The organism is Streptomyces sp. M41(2017), assembly GCF_002078175.1.
In the GTDB taxonomy this organism is placed as follows: Bacteria; Actinomycetota; Actinomycetes; order Streptomycetales; family Streptomycetaceae; genus Streptomyces.
The window spans coordinates 117,464-135,700 of sequence record NZ_MWFK01000001.1; the positions used below are offsets into that span (position 1 = coordinate 117,464).

18 protein-coding genes and 1 riboswitch are annotated in these 18,237 nt (G+C 72.5%); of the genes, 9 read left to right on the plus strand and 9 right to left on the minus strand.

What is annotated here, in order from left to right:
- Positions 1 to 50 precede the first annotated feature (50 nt).
- From B0675_RS00500 to B0675_RS00510, 3 genes are all read right to left on the minus strand, one after another.
- Entirely contained in the window at positions 51 to 452 is a 402-nt protein-coding gene (locus B0675_RS00500; RefSeq protein ID WP_081216746.1) for a DUF3040 domain-containing protein, read from the minus strand.
- A 274-nt stretch (positions 453 to 726) separates the two neighbouring features.
- Positions 727 to 1,497 (minus strand): methyltransferase, encoded by a 771-nt coding sequence (locus B0675_RS00505; protein ID WP_081216747.1) that lies wholly within the window; start codon positions 1,495 to 1,497, stop codon positions 727 to 729.
- A 257-nt stretch (positions 1,498 to 1,754) separates the two neighbouring features.
- A complete protein-coding gene (locus tag B0675_RS00510) occupies positions 1,755 to 2,336 on the minus strand; it encodes an SAV_6107 family HEPN domain-containing protein (RefSeq protein WP_081216748.1) in 582 nt (193 codons plus the stop codon).
- 173 nt (positions 2,337 to 2,509) lie between these two features.
- On the opposite strand from B0675_RS00510, the gene B0675_RS00515 reads away from it, so the two are divergent.
- From B0675_RS00515 to B0675_RS00535, 5 genes are all read left to right on the plus strand, one after another.
- Positions 2,510 to 3,343: an ATP-binding cassette domain-containing protein gene (locus B0675_RS00515; RefSeq protein ID WP_081216749.1), complete on the plus strand. Its 834-nt coding sequence runs from the start codon at positions 2,510 to 2,512 to the stop codon at positions 3,341 to 3,343.
- Positions 3,315 to 5,399 carry a YhgE/Pip domain-containing protein gene (locus B0675_RS00520; protein ID WP_081216750.1) on the plus strand — a complete coding sequence of 695 codons (2,085 nt, stop codon included), beginning with the start codon at positions 3,315 to 3,317 and terminating at the stop codon, positions 5,397 to 5,399. Before B0675_RS00515 ends, B0675_RS00520 begins: the two co-directional genes overlap by 29 nt.
- Positions 5,400 to 5,434: 35 nt before the next feature.
- Positions 5,435 to 6,064 carry a TetR/AcrR family transcriptional regulator gene (locus B0675_RS00525; protein WP_081216751.1) on the plus strand — a complete coding sequence of 210 codons (630 nt, stop codon included), beginning with the start codon at positions 5,435 to 5,437 and terminating at the stop codon, positions 6,062 to 6,064.
- Between the two features lie 387 nt (positions 6,065 to 6,451).
- Positions 6,452 to 7,090 (plus strand): DUF4126 domain-containing protein, encoded by a 639-nt coding sequence (locus B0675_RS00530; protein ID WP_081221506.1) that lies wholly within the window; start codon positions 6,452 to 6,454, stop codon positions 7,088 to 7,090.
- A gap of 44 nt (positions 7,091 to 7,134) precedes the next feature.
- Complete coding sequence (locus B0675_RS00535) at positions 7,135 to 8,658, plus strand: NAD(P)/FAD-dependent oxidoreductase (protein WP_081216752.1); 1,524 nt, start codon at positions 7,135 to 7,137, stop codon at positions 8,656 to 8,658.
- 58 nt (positions 8,659 to 8,716) lie between these two features.
- Here the strand turns inward: B0675_RS00535 and B0675_RS00540 are convergent, their stop codons facing one another.
- From B0675_RS00540 to B0675_RS00565, 6 genes are all read right to left on the minus strand, one after another.
- A complete protein-coding gene (locus tag B0675_RS00540; RefSeq protein ID WP_081216753.1) occupies positions 8,717 to 9,700 on the minus strand; it encodes a hypothetical protein in 984 nt (327 codons plus the stop codon).
- 55 nt (positions 9,701 to 9,755) lie between these two features.
- Complete coding sequence (gene metF / locus B0675_RS00545) at positions 9,756 to 10,679, minus strand: methylenetetrahydrofolate reductase [NAD(P)H] (protein ID WP_081216754.1); 924 nt, start codon at positions 10,677 to 10,679, stop codon at positions 9,756 to 9,758.
- Between the two features lie 168 nt (positions 10,680 to 10,847).
- Positions 10,848 to 11,507, minus strand: coding sequence for a thiamine phosphate synthase (thiE, locus tag B0675_RS00550; RefSeq protein WP_081216755.1), 660 nt, complete (start codon positions 11,505 to 11,507; stop codon positions 10,848 to 10,850).
- 96 nt (positions 11,508 to 11,603) lie between these two features.
- On the minus strand, positions 11,604 to 11,975 hold the full coding sequence (locus tag B0675_RS00555; protein WP_081216756.1) for an Rv2175c family DNA-binding protein: 372 nt from the start codon (positions 11,973 to 11,975) through the stop codon (positions 11,604 to 11,606).
- Between the two features lie 77 nt (positions 11,976 to 12,052).
- Positions 12,053 to 13,216, minus strand: a complete 1,164-nt coding sequence (locus B0675_RS00560) for an FAD-dependent oxidoreductase (protein WP_241539880.1) — start codon at positions 13,214 to 13,216, stop codon at positions 12,053 to 12,055.
- 101 nt (positions 13,217 to 13,317) lie between these two features.
- Positions 13,318 to 13,695 (minus strand): hypothetical protein, encoded by a 378-nt coding sequence (locus B0675_RS00565; RefSeq protein WP_081216758.1) that lies wholly within the window; start codon positions 13,693 to 13,695, stop codon positions 13,318 to 13,320.
- Between the two features lie 52 nt (positions 13,696 to 13,747).
- Positions 13,748 to 13,860: riboswitch (TPP riboswitch) on the plus strand.
- Between B0675_RS00565 and thiO the strand changes: the two genes are divergently transcribed.
- From thiO to pknB, 4 genes are all read left to right on the plus strand, one after another.
- Positions 13,858 to 15,024, plus strand: a complete 1,167-nt coding sequence (gene thiO / locus B0675_RS00570) for a glycine oxidase ThiO (protein ID WP_081216759.1) — start codon at positions 13,858 to 13,860, stop codon at positions 15,022 to 15,024. It overlaps the preceding riboswitch by 3 nt.
- Positions 15,021 to 15,221, plus strand: a complete 201-nt coding sequence (gene thiS / locus B0675_RS00575; RefSeq protein ID WP_081216760.1) for a sulfur carrier protein ThiS — start codon at positions 15,021 to 15,023, stop codon at positions 15,219 to 15,221. Before thiO ends, thiS begins: the two co-directional genes overlap by 4 nt.
- A 3-nt stretch (positions 15,222 to 15,224) precedes the next feature.
- Positions 15,225 to 16,019, plus strand: a complete 795-nt coding sequence (locus B0675_RS00580; protein ID WP_081216761.1) for a thiazole synthase — start codon at positions 15,225 to 15,227, stop codon at positions 16,017 to 16,019.
- A gap of 270 nt (positions 16,020 to 16,289) precedes the next feature.
- Entirely contained in the window at positions 16,290 to 18,233 is a 1,944-nt protein-coding gene (gene pknB, locus B0675_RS00585; RefSeq protein WP_081216762.1) for a Stk1 family PASTA domain-containing Ser/Thr kinase, read from the plus strand.
- Positions 18,234 to 18,237 lie beyond the last annotated feature (4 nt).

Consider the following 18,237-nt stretch of genomic DNA (forward strand, 5'->3'; position numbering starts at 1 on the left):
CGGGTGGACGCCCCCTCACGTACAAGGTCTTCGGCTACGACACCGGAGGTCTACTGACCGCCCTGTTGTTCGTCGCGACGACGCTGCCAGCGCTGTTCGATCCGATCCATCACGGACCGGCGTTGCCGGCCCTGACGGCGAGCGGCGGGCGAACCCGCAGCGGTCGGCTGTTCACCCGGCTTGGGAGCTTTGCGCCAGCCGGTGACGGCGAGCACCGCGCAGCCCAGCATGACGAGGAAGCCCACCACGCTCAGCCAGATCTGAACTGCGACCATTCCAGCCATGAGGAGCGCGATACCCACCAGGAAGCCCGCGACCGCCTGGTAGACCCGTCGCCGGGTGTACGTACGCAGCCCGCTTCCCTCAAGCGCTGTCGCGAACTTGGGATCTTCGGCGTACAGCGCTCGCTCCATCTGCTCGAGCATTCGCTGCTCGTGCTCCGAGAGCGGCACGGAGTCCTCCTCATCGTGCAGTCGCCGGGGCGACCGGGGGTCCCCTTCAGGATAGGCAGGGAATCGCCCCCGTGAAACCCGCCCCTCTACGCCAATCCGCCAACCGGAACCCGCCATGGCACCCCGATCCACTGAGGCGTGCATTCCCCAGCGAACGGTCCGTCATGCCGGACGGTCTCCCTCGATCATACGGCGCCGAGCACACGATCGGGTGGTCTGTGGCGTACTCCATCTGACGCCGAGCCCCTGATCAGCGGCGCACCACGGGAGGCACTCAGCCCTCGACGGCCCCGCGGGCCTCACCGAGCACATGGAGCTGTGTGGCCACGGAGTGGAAGGCGGCGAGCTCGGCCGCCGCGGCCTCCAGCTTCAGAAGCGCCTCCAGCGCGCCCGGCTCGGTGTCCACCAGGACTCCCGGGACCAGGTCCGCGAAGACCCGGACCCCGTGCACGGCGGCCACGTGCAGGCCCGCGCCGGTGACCAGAGCGGTGAGCTGTTCGGCGGTGAAACGGTGCGGAACAGGATCACTCTCACCCCAGCGTCCGTCCGGGTCGTCCAGGGCGTGTCGCGCCTCCTTGAAGTGACCGGCGAGGGCACGGGAGAGCACGGCGCCGCCCAGTCCCGCGGCGAGGAGGCTGAGGACGCCCTCGGGCCGCAGGGCGTCCACCACGTTGCGGACGCCTTCGGCCGAGCTGTCCACGTACTCCAGGACGCCGTGGCACAGCACCGCGTCGTAGCCGCCGCGGTCGACCACGTCGAAGAGTCCGTGCGCGTCGCCCTGGACGCCCTGCACGCGGTCGTCCACGCCGGCCTCGGCGGCGCGGCGCTCCAGTGCGAAGAGCGCGTTCGGGCTGGGGTCGACGACGGTGACCCGGTGTCCGAGGCGGGCGACCGGCACGGCGAAGTTGCCGCTGCCGCCTCCGGTGTCCAGGACGTCGAGCGACTCCCGCCCGGTGGCCTTGACCCGGCGGTCGAGGGCGTCCTTGAGGACCTCCCAGACCACGGCGGTACGGAGAGAAGCGCGGGGGCGCATCGGGTCCGACACGGCAGTTGACTCCTCGGCGCGGCACCGCCTCGTGAACGGCGGAGCGATCTTCGGGCCCCCCGGCGGGAGGCAGCAGGCGCCTCCACCCTATTGCCTCCGCCGCCGTGGCCGATCCCCCGTCTCACGCGCGCCGGACCACGTGCCGGCCGGGTGCCGATCCCGTGCCCGTGGGGGCGCCCGTCGGGTGCGGATCGGACACCGGTCGGAGGCGGATCGGGTGCGGATCGGACGCGGATCGGACGCGGACAGGACGCCGATCAGGTGCCGACCTGATCCCCGCGGCTCCTCCGGTTCCCCCACTCGCGCCCCTCCCCCGGCTCGGCCTCCTGGTCCTGCCGGGGCTGGGGCAGCACGGGTTGCAGGACGAGCATGCGCTCGACGAGACGCAGGAACACGGCGACGTCGCGTATCAGGTCGTCGGCGTCGCGCGTCGTGGCCGCTCCCCGTATGCCCGCCTCGGCGCGGGCGCGGCGGGTCGCCCCCGAGGCGAACAGCGCGCTCCACTCGGTCAGTTCGGGTGCGATCTCCGGGAGGACCTCCCAGGCGCTGCGGATGCGGGCCCTGCGGCGGGACGTGGGCTCCGGACGGCCGCGGGCGGCGAGTACGGCGGCGGCTGTTCGAAGCGCCGCCAAGTGGGCAGTCGCGTAGCGCTCGTTCGACGTCTCCAGCGCTGTCGCCTCGTCGAGGCCGGCGCGGGCCTGGGCGAGCAGGTCGAGAGCGGCGGGTGGCGCGGTGGCCCGGCGGAGCACGGGATGCACGTCGCCGGCGGGGCCGGTCAGTGAGGGGGCAGGGCCGGTGGCGCGGCGCCGGCGGGCGGCGGCTGCGGACGAGCTGGCCATGACGAACCTCCTGTCGTCGTGTGACGGCACTGTGGCCGTATGTGCCCATCGTGCGGTATGGCACTGACAATCCGTTCTGACCTGGGATTTTGCTTCGATCGAAGGTTCGGAGTAGTTTTTGCACTGACCAGTCAGTTTAAAATCAGTTCGATGTTCCAGGGGATGGGGAAGCTGTGGACGGTCCGCACGGACTGGGCGTCACGGCCGAGGAGTTCGGGCTCAGGGGACCCCGCGGCTGGGCGTTCCGAGGGGTCCGGTTCGACGTGGAGCCTGGATCGCTCGTCGCGATCGAGGGACCGTCCGGATCGGGCCGCACCTGCCTGCTGCTCGCGCTCACGGGACGGATGAAGGCCACCGAGGGGACGGCGGCCGTCGGTCCGTCGAGGCTGCCGAAGCAACTGGGCGCGGTGCGCCGGGTGAGCGCCGTCGCGCACGTGCCCGGGGTCACGGACCTCGACCCGGCGCTGACCGTCGGGGAACACCTGCGTGAACGGGCCCTGCTGCAGCGAAGGTTCGGCGGCTCTCTGCGGTCCCTGCTGCGCCCGCGCGGCGAGCGGGCGCGCGAGGCCGCGCTGCGGATCGAGGCCGCCCTGACCGCCGCCGGGCTCGACCCGGAGGCGCTTCCCAAGGGGGCCAGGACCGCCGTACGGGATCTGGAGCGCCTCGAAGCCTTGCGGCTGGAGATCGCGCTGGCCCTGATCGGACGTCCCCTGCTGCTCGGCGTCGACGACACCGACCTCAAGCTCTCGGATGCCGAACGGGCCGACGCGTGGGCCCTGCTGTCCTCGCTCGCCGCGTCCGGTGTCACGGTGTTCGCCGTGTGCAGCGAGGCTCCCGAAGGGGTCCCGGCCGTGTCCACCACCACGCCGGCGGACACCGACGTCCCGGTCGACGCCCACACCCCGGTCACCGGCGACAGCGACAGCGACAGCGACAGCGACAGCGACAGCGACGACAACAACGACAAGGAGTCGGCCGATGCGCTCGCCGAGACTGGCCGCTCTTGAGCTCCGCCGCTTCGGGCGGGGCAAGCTCCCCCGTGCCGCGCTGGTCGCTCTCCTGCTGCTGCCCCTGCTGTACGGCGCCCTCTACCTGTGGTCGTTCTGGGACCCGTACGGCCGACTCGACCGCATACCCGTGGCGTTGGTGAACGACGACAAGGGCGCGACGGCCGCCGGCCGGAAGATCGAGGTCGGCGACGACATCACCGAGGGGCTGCACGACAGCGAGACCTTCGAGTGGCACGAGGTGAGTTCGGCCGAGGCGCGGCGGGGCGTCGAGGACGGCACGTACTACCTGTCGCTCACGATGCCGGGCGACTTCAGCGAGCGGATCGCGTCCAGCTCCGGCAGCTCGCCTGAGACGAGCGCTCTCCAGGTGCGGACCAACGACGCGAACAACTACATCGTCGGGCAGATCTCCCGGACGGTGTTCGGCGAGGTCCGCACGGCGGCGTCCACGAAGACCTCGCGCTCGTTCCTGGACAAGATCTTCATCTCGTTCTCGGACATCCACGGGAAGACCGTGCAGGCGGCCGAGGGGGCCGACGAGCTCAACGGCGGCCTGGGCAAGGCGAAGAAGGGCTCCAAGGACCTGGCCGACGGCCTGAAGGAGGCCAAGAAGGGCAGCGGGAAGCTCTCCGGCGGCCTGAAGAAGCTCACCACGGGCGCGGGCGACCTGGAGGACGGTTCGCGCCAGGTCGCTGACGGAACCCAGCAGTTGGCGGACAAGGTCAACGGGGTCGCGGACAAGGTGGGGCCGTTCCTGAAGGACAACGAGAAGTCGATCGGGGACACCGCGCAGCTCGTCGCCGACTCGACCTCGGGGATCCGGCACAACCTGGACACCCTGGTGACCACGGCCCCGCTCGCGGCCAAGGGCGCCCACGCGGCGTCCGACGCGCTGGACGGCGTCTACCGCGCACGGTGCGCGGCCCTGCCCCTCCCCGACCCGGCGTGTCCCGAGCTGAAGAAGGCGAAGGAGGCGGCCTCCGACGTCGTGAAGGTCGCCGACGACCTCAACACGCTGATCGACGACCAGGACGGCGACCTCGCCGCGATGGACAAGAACCTGAAGACGCTGGGGAAGCAGGCCCAGGCACTCGCCGACCGCTCCCCGCATCTCTCCGAGGACCTCGACGACGCCGTCTCCAAGATCAACAAGCTGAACGACGGTGCAGCGAAGGTCGCCAAGGGGGCGAAGCGGCTGCACTCCGGGCTCGGCACCGCCGAGACCGGCGCCGCCGACCTCGACGACGGCCTGGGCCGCCTGAAGACGGGCGCGACCACGCTCGACGGCGGCCTGTACAAACTCGTCGGCGGTTCCGACAAACTGGCCGGCGGACTGCACGACGGCGCCAAGAAGATCCCCGACTACGACAAGGACGACCGCGACCGGCGGACGCAGGTCATGGCCGACCCGGTCCAACTGGCCTCCAGGGACCTGCACAAGGCACCCAACTACGGCACCGGATTCGCCCCGTACTTCATTCCGTTGTCGCTGTGGGTGGGCGCGATGGTGGCGTACATGCTGATCCAGCCGCTGAACCGCCGCGCGCTCGCCGCGGGGGCCTCGGCCTGGCGCATCGCGCTGGCCGGCTGGCTCCCGGTCGTCGCCGTCGGCGTCCTCCAGACCGCCGCCCTGATGGCGGTGCTGCACTGGGGGATCGGCCTCCAGATGGTGCGGGCCGCCGGAACGGTCGGGTTCCTGTTCCTCGTCGCGGCCTGCTTCGCAGCGATCGTGCAGTGGCTGAACGCCCGCTTCGGACCGGCCGGACGGATCCTCGTCCTCGCCCTCCTGATGCTCCAGCTGACGTCCGCGGGCGGCACCTACCCCGTCCAGACCAGTCCGGGCTTCTTCAACGCGATCCACCCCTTCCTGCCGATGAGTTACGTGGTCGAGGCGCTGCGCCGGCTCATCACCGGCGGCGGCCTGGGACCCGTCTGGCCGGCCTGCGCCGTCCTGACCGCCTTCACCGCGGGCGCCCTCGCCCTGACCGCCCTGTCGGCCCGGCGCAAACAGGTGTGGACCCTCGACCGGCTGCACCCGGAGCTGAGCCTGTGACCCGGCACGCGGGCGCTCCTGTGAGAATCGGGACCATGGAAAGCAGCAGCACCACGGCGGCCGGCGGCGGCCGCCGCGAGGCCACCCGGCAGAAGCTCTACGAGGCGGCCGTCACCCTCATCGCCGAGCAGGGCTTCTCCGCCACCACGGTGGACGAGATCGCGGAGCGTGCCGGGGTCGCGAAGGGCACGGTCTACTACAACTTCGCGAGCAAGTCCGTCCTCTTCGAGGAGCTGCTGCGGCACGGGGTGGGACTCCTCACCGCCTCGCTGCGGGAGGCGGCGGAGGGCACCGCGCGGGACGGCGGCAGCAAGGTCGACGCGCTGGACGCGATGATCCGCGCCGGTCTCGTCTTCATCGACCGCTACCCGGCCTTCACCCAGCTGTACGTGGCCGAGCTGTGGCGCACCAACCGCGCGTGGCAGTCCACGCTGATGGTGGTGCGGCAGCAGGCGGTCGCCGTCGTGGAGGGCGTGCTGCGCGACGCGGTCGCCGAGGGCGAGCTGAGCGACGAGATCGACATCCCGCTGACCGCGGCGGCGCTGGTCGGGATGGTCCTGGTGGCGGCCCTGGACTGGCAGGCGTTCCAGCCGGAGCGCTCCCTGGACGACGTCCACGCGGCGCTCTCCCGGCTCCTCCAGGGACGCGTCAGCGGCCGGGGCTGACCCCTCCGGGACGGACGGCCGCCGCCGACGAGCACACCAAAGCGCCGGTCCGCAGTGGCCGCGTCCCCCGCGGGCCCTGCGAACCGGCGCTCCGTCGTGCTCCCCCGTGCGTTCCCCGACGAGACCCCGTTCGGTCGTCCTCCGGGCTCCCCCGTGCCTCACTCCCGCCGAGCCTGCCGGCGGAAGGAGCGGCCAAGGGCGCGTGTTCCGTTCCGCCGCCCCGTGTCGGCGGTACCGGAGCCGCGCCCCCTCCGTGCCTCCACTCTCTCGTTCCCGCAGGTCGGAACCCATCCGTACGCCTACTCATCTCGGCGTCTGGGTACGGATACTCAGGCCTGCGCACGGATGCCCAGGACGTGCGCCCGCCGAGTGGCTACGATCGCGTCCGTGTCCGTACTCCCCCTGGTCTTCACCAGCGGCTGGGCCAGCGGCATCAACGCGTACGCGGTGGTGCTGCTCCTCGGCATCTTCGGCGCGACCGGGCTGACCGACGAGGTCCCGGAGACGCTCCAGCGCCCCGAGATCCTGATCACCGTCGGCGTGCTGTTCCTCTTCGAGGCGGTCGCGGACAAGATCCCGTACGTCGACTCGGTCTGGGACTCCGTGCACACCGTGGTCCGGCCCGCCGCGGGCGCCTGGGTCGGGGCGCTGCTCGCCGGACAGAGCGGTTCCGTCTCCGACCTGTGGGCGGGGGTGCTCGGCGGTTCCACGGCGCTGGCGAGCCACACGGTCAAGGCCGGGACCCGGATGGCGATCAACACCTCACCCGAGCCGTTCAGCAACTTCGTGATGAGCACCGCCGAGGATCTCGGGGTCGCGGGCATCCTCACGTTCGCCATGTTCCATCCGGAGGCGGCGGCGATCATCGCCGCCGTTCTGCTGTTCAGCGGCCTCGTGGTGGTCTACTTCCTCGTCTCGCGCATCCGGCGGTTCATGCGCCGCAGGGCACAGCGCCGGGAGGAGAGACGGCTCGCGGAACGGGTCGGACAGCCACCCGACAGGACCGGGCCCGTCCACCGGGACTGACCTCCCGGAGGGGGCTGTCGGTGGCGGCCGATAAAGTCGCCGGCATGGGACGGATTGCGGTGATCGGCGCCGGGATGGGCGCGATGGCGGCCGCCGCCCGGCTGGCCGTCGCGGGCCACCGGGTGGTGGTGTACGAGCGGGCGGAGACCTACGGGGGTTCCGTGGGCCGCTTCGAGCGCGACGGCTTCGCCTTCGACACGGGCCCCGGCCTGCTGACGCTGCCCGCGGTCTACCGCGATCTGTTCGTCAAGACGGGCCGGCAGCCGTTGGAGGAGTCCGTCGGCCTGGTGCAGGTCGATCCGTCGGCGCACCACGTCTTCGCCGACGGCACCCGGGTGTCCCTGCCGAACGCCTCGCGCGCGGGGGTGCTCTCCGCGCTGGACGAAGCGCTCGGCGCGGGCGCCGGCGCGCGGTGGGGCGACTTCCTGGTGCGGGCCCGCGAGGCGTGGGACCGCGCGCGCAGACCGCTCCTGGAGGAGCCCCTGTGGCCCAACTGGCCGGTGCTGGCCGAGCGCGACCCGTATCCGTCGGTGCCGCACAAGAAGCTGCTGCGCACCCGCCGGGCCGGCACGCTCGCCGAGGTCGCCGCCTGGGAGCTGCGCGACACCCGTCTGGCGGCCCTCCTGGAGAGCCACGCCCTGGCGTACGGGCTCGACCCGCGCGTCACGCCCGCGAGCGCCGCGGTGCTGCCGTACATGGAACACGCCTTCGGCACCTGGTATGTGCGCGGCGGTGTCCGGGAGTTGGCGCGCGCGGTGTACGAGCGGTGCGTGGCCCGCAGGGTCGAGTTCCGGTTCGGGACGCCGGTCGGGCGGATCGTCGAGAAGGACGGCCGGGCCGTCGGCGTGGAGGTGTCCCCGGACGGCGCCGGTGCTTCCGGCCCGGGCACGGGCCCGTTCGAGGAGGCGGACTTCGTGGTCGCCGGTGTGGCCCCCGGGGTCCTCGAAGGTCTGCTGCACGGCACGGTGATCCGGAGCGGCGACGACGTGCCGGAGCGATCCGGGGGTGCGAGCCGGCTGACCGTCCTGCTGGCGCTGCGTGGCGCTCGTCCCGCGGGGACGGCGCACCGGACGGTGGTCCACACGGCCGACAGGGACGGGGAGTTGGAAGGGATCTTCGGCGAGCGCCCGGGTCCCCCGGTGGCGCCGACCGTCGTGGTCTCGCGGCCCGACGATCCGGCGCTGGTGCCCGACAGCGGCCATGAGGCGGTCACGCTGACCGTCACGGTGCCTTCAGGCGCTCCGGTCCGCGAGGCGGACGTGGAGCGGGTCCTCGACACCGCCGGGCGCGCCCTGCCGGGCCTGCGGGACCGGCTGTTGTGGCACGAGGTCCGGACGCCCGCCGATGTGGCCCGGGCGACCGGTGCCGCGGGGGGCGCGGTTCCCGCCCCGGCCCTCGCCGCGGCGGACGGGCTACTCCTGCACCCGTCGAACAGCACGCGGCTGCCGGGGCTGTTCACGGCAGGAGGGTGGGCGCATCCCGGCGGCGGCCTGCCGCACGCGGGCATGTCGGGCGCCCTGGTGGCGGGACTGATCGTGGAGGGACCGGACTTCCGGGGCTCGCAGTGACCGGAGCCGCCGGGACCCCGGCCGGCGCCCCTACGGGCCTTCGCGCGTGGTGGGCCGGTCAGTACCGGTACTGCTCGTCGTACCCGGTGTTGCCGTTGCCGCCGCCGTTCCCCTGGTAGGGGTACTGCTGCTGCTCGGGCGGGAGTTCGCCGCCGTAGGACTCGTCGGTGTTGCGCTGCTGCGGGACCCAGACACCACCGGCCGGGGTCTCACCGCCGTACGTGCCGTTGCCGTACTGGTCCTGGCCGTAGCCCTGCTGCGGGTACTGCTGCTGGTCGCCGTAGCCCGTGGTGTCGTACGAGGCGCCGGAGTACGTCTGGGTGCCGATGTACGGGTCGGAGTAGGCGGCGTACTGCTGCTGGCCGTTGTCGTAGCCGTACTGCTGCTGGTCGTAGCCGGTGTAGCCGTCGTACGCGTAGGCCTGCTGGTCCGGGGACTGGGCCGTCGGCGCGTACGCCTGCTGGTCCTGAGCGGCACCGCTGTAGGACTGGTCGGCGGCGGCCGCGTAGGCGTTGGCGTCGTACACGCCGTAGGAGCCGGTGTCCTCGGGCAGGGGCTGCGGCTCGTAGACAGCGGTGGACTCGGCGGCCGCGGGCTCGGCGCCCGGGGGCATGAACCGGTCGGACTGCGCGGGCGTGAAGACGTCGTCGTCGCCGGGATACGGGTCCTCGTGGGCGTAGGACCGCCCGCCGGTCGATTCGAGGTCGGAGACCTCCGGCGGCGGGTCCGCGAGGTCCGGTTCGCCGCGGCGACGCTTGCTGGGCTTGGCGGGCTTCTCCTGCGCGGAGCGGCCGTTGATGGCCCAGCCCTGGGCGAAGCCCTTGCGGAAGGAGAGCGTCACGTACGTCTGGCCGACGGTGAACGCGATCGCGCCCAGACCGATGACCACGACGGAGTGCATCAGGACGCCGAGGACGACACCGAGGAAGCCGACGAAGGCGAGCAGCCGGAACCGCAGGCGCGCCTTGTACTGCAACAGCACCTCGCCGAGCAGCCACAGCGCGACGATGCCGAATGCAAGATAGAGGACCGTCAAGCCCATGTACGCCCCTCTCCCAGTGGCCGCACGCAGTCTGTCGTACGCGGGTGCGACCGGTCTAGGCCTGCTGTGGGTGGTGCAGGCCCAGATTCTCGTAGATCTCCAGTGTCGCCGTGGAGTTGTTCAGCGTGATGAAGTGCAGTCCGGGGACTCCCTCGGCCAACAGCCTCGCACAGAACTCCGTCGCGAACTCGATGCCAATGGAGCGTACAGCCGCCGGATCGTCTTTGACTGTGAGGATGCGCTCTTTCAGGGCGTCCGGGAGCGAGGCGTTCGAGAGCTGCGGCAGCCGCTCCAGCATCCGCACACTCGTCACCGGCATGATCTCGGGGATGACCGGGGTGTCGCAGCCGGCCTCGGCCACGCGGTCGCGCAGCCGCAGGTAGGACTCGGGCTGGAAGAACATCTGGGTGATCGCGTAGTCGGCGCCGGCGCGGCACTTGTCGACGAAGTGCGAGACGTCCAGGTCCCATTCCGTGGACCGCGGGTGCATCTCGGGGAAGGCCGCCACCCCGACGCAGAAATCGCCCGACTCCTTGATGAGGCGCACCAGTTCGGCGGCGTAGGTCAGGCCCTTGGGGTGCGGCACCCAGTCGCCCATGGGGTCGCCCGGCGGGTCACCGCGCACGGCCAGCATGTTGCGGATGCCGGCGTCCGCGTACTGGCCGATGATGTTGCGCAGTTCCGCGACCGAGTGGTTGACGGCGGTCAGGTGGGCGACCGGGGTGAGCGTCGTGTCGAGCACGATCTGCTCGGTCTCCTTGACCGTGCCGGCCCGGGTGGAGCCGCCGGCCCCGTAGGTCACCGAGACGAAGTCGGGCGCCACGGCCTCGACCCGTCGCAGGGCGTTCCACAGGTTCCGCTCACCCTTCGGGGTCTTGGGCGCGGAGAACTCGAACGAGCACGTCTGTTTGCCGGTCGCGAGCATGTCGCGCACGGTGCGTGCGCGATCAGTCCTGGTGGAAGCAGATCCGAGGGCCATACTCGCAGGTTAGTCAGAGGGTGCCTCTCCCCCAACCGAACCGCTGCGATTTGTCCCATCTGCCGGTTTCTTGTCCACCCCTCGGACAAGGGGGCAGGTCTCGGCCTGCGGGGTCGTCCGTTCTCGGCCGCGACGACCCCGGGGCCGCCGGGGCCTCGCCCCTCGGGGTCATGCCTCGCGCAGCCGCTTCGCGAACTCGGACGCGGCGGCACCCGGGTCGTCCGCCTCGGTGATCGCGCGGACGACGACGACACGGCGGGCGCCCGCTTCGAGCACCTCGTCGAGGCGGCCGAGGTCGATGCCGCCGATCGCGAACCAGGGACGGTCGGTGTCGAGGGCGGCGGTGTGCCGGACCAGGTCGAGGCCGGGTGCGTGCCGGCCGGGCTTGGTGGGGGTGGGCCAGCAGGGCCCGGTGCAGAAGTAGTCCACACCGTCCTGGGCGGCGGCGGCCTCGGCCTCCGGGCCCGCGTGCGTCGAACGGCCGATCAGCACCTCGTCGCCGAGGATGGCGCGGGCCGCGGGGACCGGCAGGTCGCCCTGGCCCAGGTGCAGCACGTCGGCGCCGACGGCGTGTGCCACGTCGGCCCGGTCGTTGACCGCGAGGAGCTTGCCGTGGCGGGCACACGCGTCCGCGAAGATCCGGAGGTGCTCCAGCTCCTCCGCGGCCTCCATGCCCTTGTCGCGCAGCTGCACGATGTCGACCCCGCTCGCGAGGACCGTGTCGAGGAAGTCGGCGAGGTCCCCCTGGCGCCTGCGGGCGTCGGTGCAGAGGTAGACGCGGGCGTCGGCGAGCCGGGCGCGGGCGGAAGTGGCGGCTGCTGCGGGCATGCGTGGGTCCCCCCGGGGTCGGTGCGCGGGGAGGCACGACGGCCGGTTCGTCCCGGGCCGCCGCGCTCTCCCCGCGCCGGACTGTCTCGATTCAGGTCAGACGGCGAGCGCCTGGGCGCGGCGCTTCACCTCCGTGCCGCGATTCTCGCTCAGAGCCTGCGCGGGGGTACCGGGCAGGGTCGCGTCGGGGGTGAAGAGCCATTCGAGGGCCTCTTCGTCGGAGAAGCCGTCGTCCCTCAGGAGCGTCAGGGTGCCGGACAGGCCCTTGACGACCTTCTGCTCGTCCACGTCGATGAAGGCGGCGGGGACGTGCAGCGCGCGGTTCTCACCACGGCGTACGGCGATCAGCTGGCCGTCCTTGACCAGCTGCCGGACGCGGGTCACCTCGACGCCGAACTGTTCGGCGATGTCGGGGAGGGTGAGCCAGGCGGGGACGAGAGCATCGATCTTTGCGTCAATCTCGGTCACGGGACAAGCCTGCCATCCCGGACCGACAGTCGGAAGCCGAGGGCGTCCGACCTGGGGCGACGCCCCGCCTCCCGGCCCTAGACCGTGGCGGTCTTCAGCGGCCTCGACGGGTCCGCGAGCAGCAGCGGATCCATGCGCGCACCCGCCTCGATGAGCCGGCGGCCCTGCGCGAGATCCCTCGGGCGGCCCACCGCCAGGAGGGCGACCAGGCGTGTCTCGCGGAGCCAGCACACCGACCAGGCGGTGCCCGCGGGGTCGCCGCGCCACACCAGGGTGTCGTCGGGCGTGTGGTGGCCGACGTACTGCACGAAGCGGCCGAACTGCTCGGACCAGAAGTACGGCACCGGGTCGTAGGCGGCGGGCGTCTCGCCGACGATGTTCGCGGCGACGGTTCGGGGTCCCTGGAGCGCGTTGTCCCAGTGGTGGACGAGGAGGCGGTCCTCGTAGCGCCCCGAAGGGAAGGAGGCGCAGTCCCCGACGGCGTAGACGTCCGGCAGCGAGGTGCGCAGGTGGTCGTCGGCGAGGATCTCCCGGTCGGCGCCGAGTGTGATGCCGGAGGCGGCGATCCACCCCGTCGCGGGCCGCGCCCCGATGCCGACGACGACGGCACCGGCGGGCACCCGGGTGCCGTCGTCCAGGACCACGGCACCGGGCTCGACGCGCTCCACGCGCGTGTGCGTGCGCAGCGTGGCGCCGCTGTCCGCGTACCAGGCGGCCATCGGCCCGGCCACCTCGGCGGGCAGCACGGCGGCGAGCGGCCGGTCGGCGGCCTCGACGACCGTGACCGCGCAGCCGGCCTCGCGGGCGGCGGTGGCGAACTCGGCGCCGATCCAGCCGGCGCCGACGACCACGATGTCGTGCTGCTGGAGCAGGACCGGCCGCAGCCGGTCGGCGTCGTCCAGCGTGCGCAGCAGATGCACCCCCGGCACGCCCTCGGCGCCGGGAAGCCGGATCGGCTCGGCGCCGGTGGCGACGACCAGGACGTCGTACGGGACGGGTCCGCCGGCCGTGTCGAGTTCGTGGTCCCCGGCACGCACGCCGAGGGCCTCCAGGCCGAGCCGCAGGTCGATGTCGAGGGCCTCGAAGTCGACGTCGAAGGCGGAGCCCTCGGCCTTGCCGAGCAGGACGGCCTTGGACAGAGGTGGCCGGTCGTACGGCTGATGGGGTTCCGCGCCGATCAGCGTGACGGTTCCCGTGAAGCCCTGCTCGCGCAGGGCGACCGCCGTCTGCACCCCGGCCATGCCCGCGCCCACCACGACGACCCGCCGTGCGGGGGACCCCTGCGCCTTCGCCTGCGTCTGCTCGATCACCTGATCACCATAGACACCTGACAATTCGTCAGTCAGCGGACGTGCTCGGTGATCTGCTGCACAGCGACCGTCTTCGGGACCTCCTCGACGACGCTGGTGCCCGACCCGGCCTGTGACTCCCAGGCCCAGGTCTCCACCAGCCGCACCCGGCCGTCGGACAGTTCGGTCACCAGCGACACGCAGTGCCCGGACGAGGTGGTGCCGTCGGCCCTGAGCTGGACGTAGCGGAAGTCGAGACGGTCGCCCTCGCGGGTCCCGACGAGGTGTCCGTGGACGACGTCGCCGCCCGTGTAGTCGGCCCAGACCGTGCCGTCCTGCTCCCGGTAGGCGAAGCGGGTGCGGGTGCCCACCTGACCCGGTGCCTGGTCGGCGACCGGGGCGAGGACGAGGCCGTCGAGCGAGCGTGCCATGGGCGGAGGCTCCCTTACCGAGTCGGGGGAGGGCGGGCTAGGGTGGCCACGGTAAAGCACTCGCGGGAGCCCGTACGCAACGGGCTGAGAGGGAGGCTGGGCGGCCTCCGACCGTACGAACCTGATCCGGGTCATGCCGGCGAAGGGAGGGGCTGGACGCCCATGTCGCCTGCACGTTCGTCCGACGTCCTCGTCATCGGGGGCGGGATCATCGGTCTGGTCACGGCCTGGCGGGCCGCGCAGCGCGGGTTCACCACCGCGCTCGTCGACCCCGAGCCGGGTGGCGGGGCCGCTCAGGTCGCGGCGGGGATGCTCGCGGCCGTCACCGAGCTGCACTACGGCGAGGAGACCCTGCTCGGCCTCAACCTCGCCTCCGCGCGCCGCTATCCGGACTTCGCCGCCGAACTCACCGAGGCGACCGGCCAGGACCTGGGCTACCGCCGGTGCGGCACGCTGGCCGTCGCGCTGGACGCCGACGACCGCGCCCACCTGCGGGAACTGCACGCGTTGCAGAGCCGTTCGGGGCTCGACTCGCAGTGGCTGACCGGCCGGGAGTGCCGTCGCCTCGAACCGATGCTCGCCCCCGGGGTGCGCGGCGGCCTGCGGGTCGACGGCGACCACCAGATCGACCCGCGACGCCTCGCGGCGGCCCTGGTCACGGCCTGCGAGCGGGCCGGGGTGAGCATCCACCGGACCTGGGCGGAGCGCCTGACGGTCGTCCGTGACCGGGCCGCCGGAGTGGTCACCTCGGACGGCACCGAACGCGGCGCCGGCCAGGTGGTGCTGGCCGGGGGCAGTCTCAGCGGGCAGCTGGCCGGTGTCCCCGACGACGTCCTGCCGCCGGTGCGCCCGGTGAAGGGGCAGGTGCTGCGGCTGACCGTGCCGCAGCGGTACGCGCCGTTCCTGAACCGCACCGTACGGGCCGTCGTGCGCGGCGGCCACCTTTACCTGGTACCGCGCGAGAACGGCGAACTCGTCGTGGGCGCGACCAGCGAGGAGCTCGGCTGGGACACCACGGTGACGGCGGGCGGCGTGTACGAGCTGCTGCGCGACGCCCACGAGCTGGTACCCGGGATCACCGAGCTGCCGCTCACCGAGACCCGGGCGGGACTGCGCCCCGGCTCCCCCGACAACGCGCCGCTGCTCGGCCCGACCGCGCTGGACGGACTGCTGCTGGCCACCGGGCACTTCCGCAACGGGGTGCTCCTCACGCCGGTCACCGGTGACGCCATGGCGCACGTCCTGACCTCCGGCGAACTCCCCGACGAAGCCCGCCCCTTCAGCCCGCGGCGCTTCGCCGCCACCGCCTTCACGGAGCAGCCCGCATGAACATCGTCGTCAACGGAGAGCGGCGGCGGATCGCCGCCGGAACCGCTCTCGACACCCTCGTCGCGACGCTCACCCCGGCACCGTCGGGGGTGGCGGCAGCCCTGAACGAGACCGTCGTCCCGCGCGGGCGGTGGTCGTCCACCGCACTGGCCGAGGGCGACCGCGTCGAGGTCCTCACCGCCGTACAAGGAGGCTGAACCATGGCCGACGACCCCTTCGTCCTCGGGGGGACGACCTACGCCTCCCGGCTGATCATGGGCACCGGCGGGGCGCCCAGCCTCGACGTCCTGGAGCGTTCCCTCGTGGCGTCCGGCACGGAGCTGACGACGGTCGCCATGCGGCGCGTGGACGCGTCCGTGCACGGCTCGGTCCTGTCGGTGCTCGACCGCCTCGGCATCCGGGTCCTGCCGAACACGGCCGGCTGCTACACCGCGGGCGAGGCCGTCCTGACGGCCCGCCTCGCGCGCGAGGCGCTCGGCACCGACCTGGTCAAGCTGGAGGTCATCGCCGACGAGCGCACCCTGCTGCCCGATCCGGTGGAACTGCTGGACGCGGCGGAGACGCTGGTCGACGACGGCTTCACCGTGCTGCCGTACACGAACGACGACCCGGTCCTCGCGCGCAAACTGGAGGACGTCGGCTGCGCCGCGGTCATGCCGCTCGGCTCGCCCATCGGGTCGGGGCTCGGCATCCGCAACCCGCACAACTTCCAGCTGATCGTCGAGCACGCGCGCGTGCCGGTGATCCTGGACGCCGGGGCCGGTACGGCGTCGGACGCGGCGCTCGCGATGGAGCTGGGCTGCGCGGGGGTGATGCTCGCCTCGGCGGTGACCCGCGCGCAGGAGCCGGTGCTGATGGCCGAGGCCATGCGGCACGCGGTGGAGGGCGGACGCCTCGCACGGCGGGCCGGCCGCATCCCGCGCCGGCACTTCGCCTCGGCGTCCTCCCCCACCGACGGCATGGCGGCCCTGGACCCGGAGCGTCCCGCGTTCTGACCTCAAGGACAGGTGCGTACCGTGTGATGTGTGCCTCGGCGCGGGGGTCGCACCCCCTGCGAAGCGCCGGCCGCCGGGTGGCCCTGCGGTGCCCCGACGGGACGGCGGCCGGCGCGTCACGGGCCCGCCGGAGCGGACCCGAGCGGGCCGGACGCCTGTGCGAGAGCGGGGTCCCGGTGCGCGCGGTGCGCGTCACAGGTCGGTCGCAGTCATGCCCCGGTATCGGCCGAACGGGGCGGTCCGCCGGTGGTGGCTCGTAGACTCACCTGCGTGGATACGACCCTTCAGGACCCCCTTGTCGGACACGTGCTCGACGGCCGCTACCGCGTCGACGCGCGCATCGCGGTCGGCGGGATGGCCACGGTCTACCGGGCCCTGGACATCCGCCTCGACCGCGTGGTCGCGCTCAAGGTGATGCACCCGGCGCTGGCCATGGACGGTTCGTTCGTCGACCGTTTCATCCGCGAGGCCAAGTCGGTGGCCCGGCTGGCGCACCCCAACGTGGTGCAGGTCTTCGACCAGGGGACGGACGGGTCGTACGTCTACCTGGCGATGGAGTACATCGCCGGCTGCACCCTGCGTGACGTGCTCCGCGACCGCGGCGCGCTCCAGCCGAGGGCGGCGCTCGACATCCTGGAACCGGTGCTCGCCGCGCTCGGCGCCGCGCACCGCGCCGGGTTCGTGCACCGCGACATGAAGCCGGAGAACGTCCTGATAGGGGACGACGGCCGGGTCAAGGTCGCGGACTTCGGTCTGGTGCGCGGGGTCGACACGGTGACGAGCACGACGGGCGCCGTCCTCGGCACCGTCTCGTACCTGGCGCCGGAGCAGATCGAGCACGGCACCGCCGACCCCCGCGTCGACGTCTACGCCTGCGGGATCGTCCTCCACGAGATGCTCACCGGCGCCAAGCCGCACACCGGGGACTCCCCCGCCCAGGTCTTCTACCAGCACCTCAACGCGGACGTGCCGCCGCCGTCGGCCCGGGTGCCGGGGATGGCGTACGAGCTGGACGAGCTGGTCACCACCTCCACCGCCCGCAATCCGGAGGTGCGCCCCGCCGACGCCGTGGCGCTGCTCGGGCGGGTCCTCGAAGCTCGCGCCGCCCTCACCGCCGACCAGCTCGACGCCGTACCGCCGGGCGCGCTCGCCGTGGGCCACGACAACGCCCACGACCGTACGAGCGTGATCCCGCGCTCGCTGTCCATGCAGCGCCCGTTGCCGGTGAACGAGGACGAGGGCCACGGCGTCAACCGGACCAGCCGGTTCGAGAGCACCGGGTACCTCCAGGCCCCGCCCGAGTCACCCTCGCGGCCTGCTCGCACGCGTCCGCGGCGGGGCATGCTGTTCGTCGTCGCCGCGCTCGTGCTGGTGCTCGGCCTGGGCGCCGGTGTCTGGTACATCAACTCCGGCCAGTTCACGAAGGTCCCGCCGGTCCTGACGCAGACCGAGGGGCAGGCCAGGGACCATCTCAAGGACGCCGGGCTGGACGTCAAGCGGGTCGAGCACGCCTACAGCGACACGGTGAAGCGGGGCAGTGTCATCAGCACCGACCCTGGGGTCGGCGAGCGGATCCGGGACAACGACGCGGTGACGCTGACCGTGTCGGACGGGCCGAAGACGGTGAAGGTCCCCGATCTGTCGGGCGTCGCCCTCGGGAAGGCGAAGGCGGAGCTGAAGGACGCCGGGCTCGCCGCGGGCATGGTCACCCGGGAGTTCAGTGAGGACGTCCCCCGGGGTTCCGTGGTCGGCACGGACCCGGACGCGGGCACCTCGCGGCACGCCGGCTCGGCGATCGCGCTCGTGGTCAGCAAGGGCAGCCCGGTGGAGGTGCCCGACGTCACCGGCTCGTCCGTGGAGGATGCCAGGGCGGAGCTGGAGGACGCCGGCCTGAAGGTGAAGATCGCCACGCAGCAGGTCAACTCCGAGTTCGACAAGGGCCAGGTCGCCCAGCAGTCGCCGAAGCCGGAGCAAGAGGCCGCCACCGGCGACACGGTGACGCTGACGGTCTCCAAGGGGCCCGAGATGATCGAGGTCCCCGACGTCGTGGGCGACAGTGTGAACGACGCGACGCAGAAGCTGAAGGACGCCGGATTCGAGGTCCACGAGGACCGCGGCCTCCTCGGCCTCTTCGGCGACACGGTCAAGAAGCAGTCGGTGGACGGCGGCGACACCGCGCCCAAGGGCTCGACCGTCACGATCCAGATCCGCTGAGCCA

Excerpts from the sequence above, each read along its gene's own strand:
- B0675_RS00510 (WP_081216748.1), bottom strand. The coding sequence starts at position 2,336 with ATGGCCAGCTCGTCCGCAGCCGCCGCCCGCCGGCGCCGCGCCACCGGC.
- B0675_RS00520 (WP_081216750.1), top strand. The coding sequence starts at position 3,315 with ATGCGCTCGCCGAGACTGGCCGCTCTTGAGCTCCGCCGCTTCGGGCGG.
- B0675_RS00525 (WP_081216751.1), top strand. The coding sequence starts at position 5,435 with ATGGAAAGCAGCAGCACCACGGCGGCCGGCGGCGGCCGCCGCGAGGCC.
- B0675_RS00535 (WP_081216752.1), top strand. The coding sequence starts at position 7,135 with ATGGGACGGATTGCGGTGATCGGCGCCGGGATGGGCGCGATGGCGGCC.
- B0675_RS00540 (WP_081216753.1), bottom strand. The coding sequence starts at position 9,700 with ATGGGCTTGACGGTCCTCTATCTTGCATTCGGCATCGTCGCGCTGTGG.
- metF (WP_081216754.1), bottom strand. The coding sequence starts at position 10,679 with ATGGCCCTCGGATCTGCTTCCACCAGGACTGATCGCGCACGCACCGTG.
- thiE (WP_081216755.1), bottom strand. The coding sequence starts at position 11,507 with ATGCCCGCAGCAGCCGCCACTTCCGCCCGCGCCCGGCTCGCCGACGCC.
- B0675_RS00560 (WP_241539880.1), bottom strand. The coding sequence starts at position 13,216 with ATGGCCGGGGTGCAGACGGCGGTCGCCCTGCGCGAGCAGGGCTTCACG.
- B0675_RS00565 (WP_081216758.1), bottom strand. The coding sequence starts at position 13,695 with ATGGCACGCTCGCTCGACGGCCTCGTCCTCGCCCCGGTCGCCGACCAG.
- thiO (WP_081216759.1), top strand. The coding sequence starts at position 13,858 with ATGTCGCCTGCACGTTCGTCCGACGTCCTCGTCATCGGGGGCGGGATC.
- thiS (WP_081216760.1), top strand. The coding sequence starts at position 15,021 with ATGAACATCGTCGTCAACGGAGAGCGGCGGCGGATCGCCGCCGGAACC.
- B0675_RS00580 (WP_081216761.1), top strand. The coding sequence starts at position 15,225 with ATGGCCGACGACCCCTTCGTCCTCGGGGGGACGACCTACGCCTCCCGG.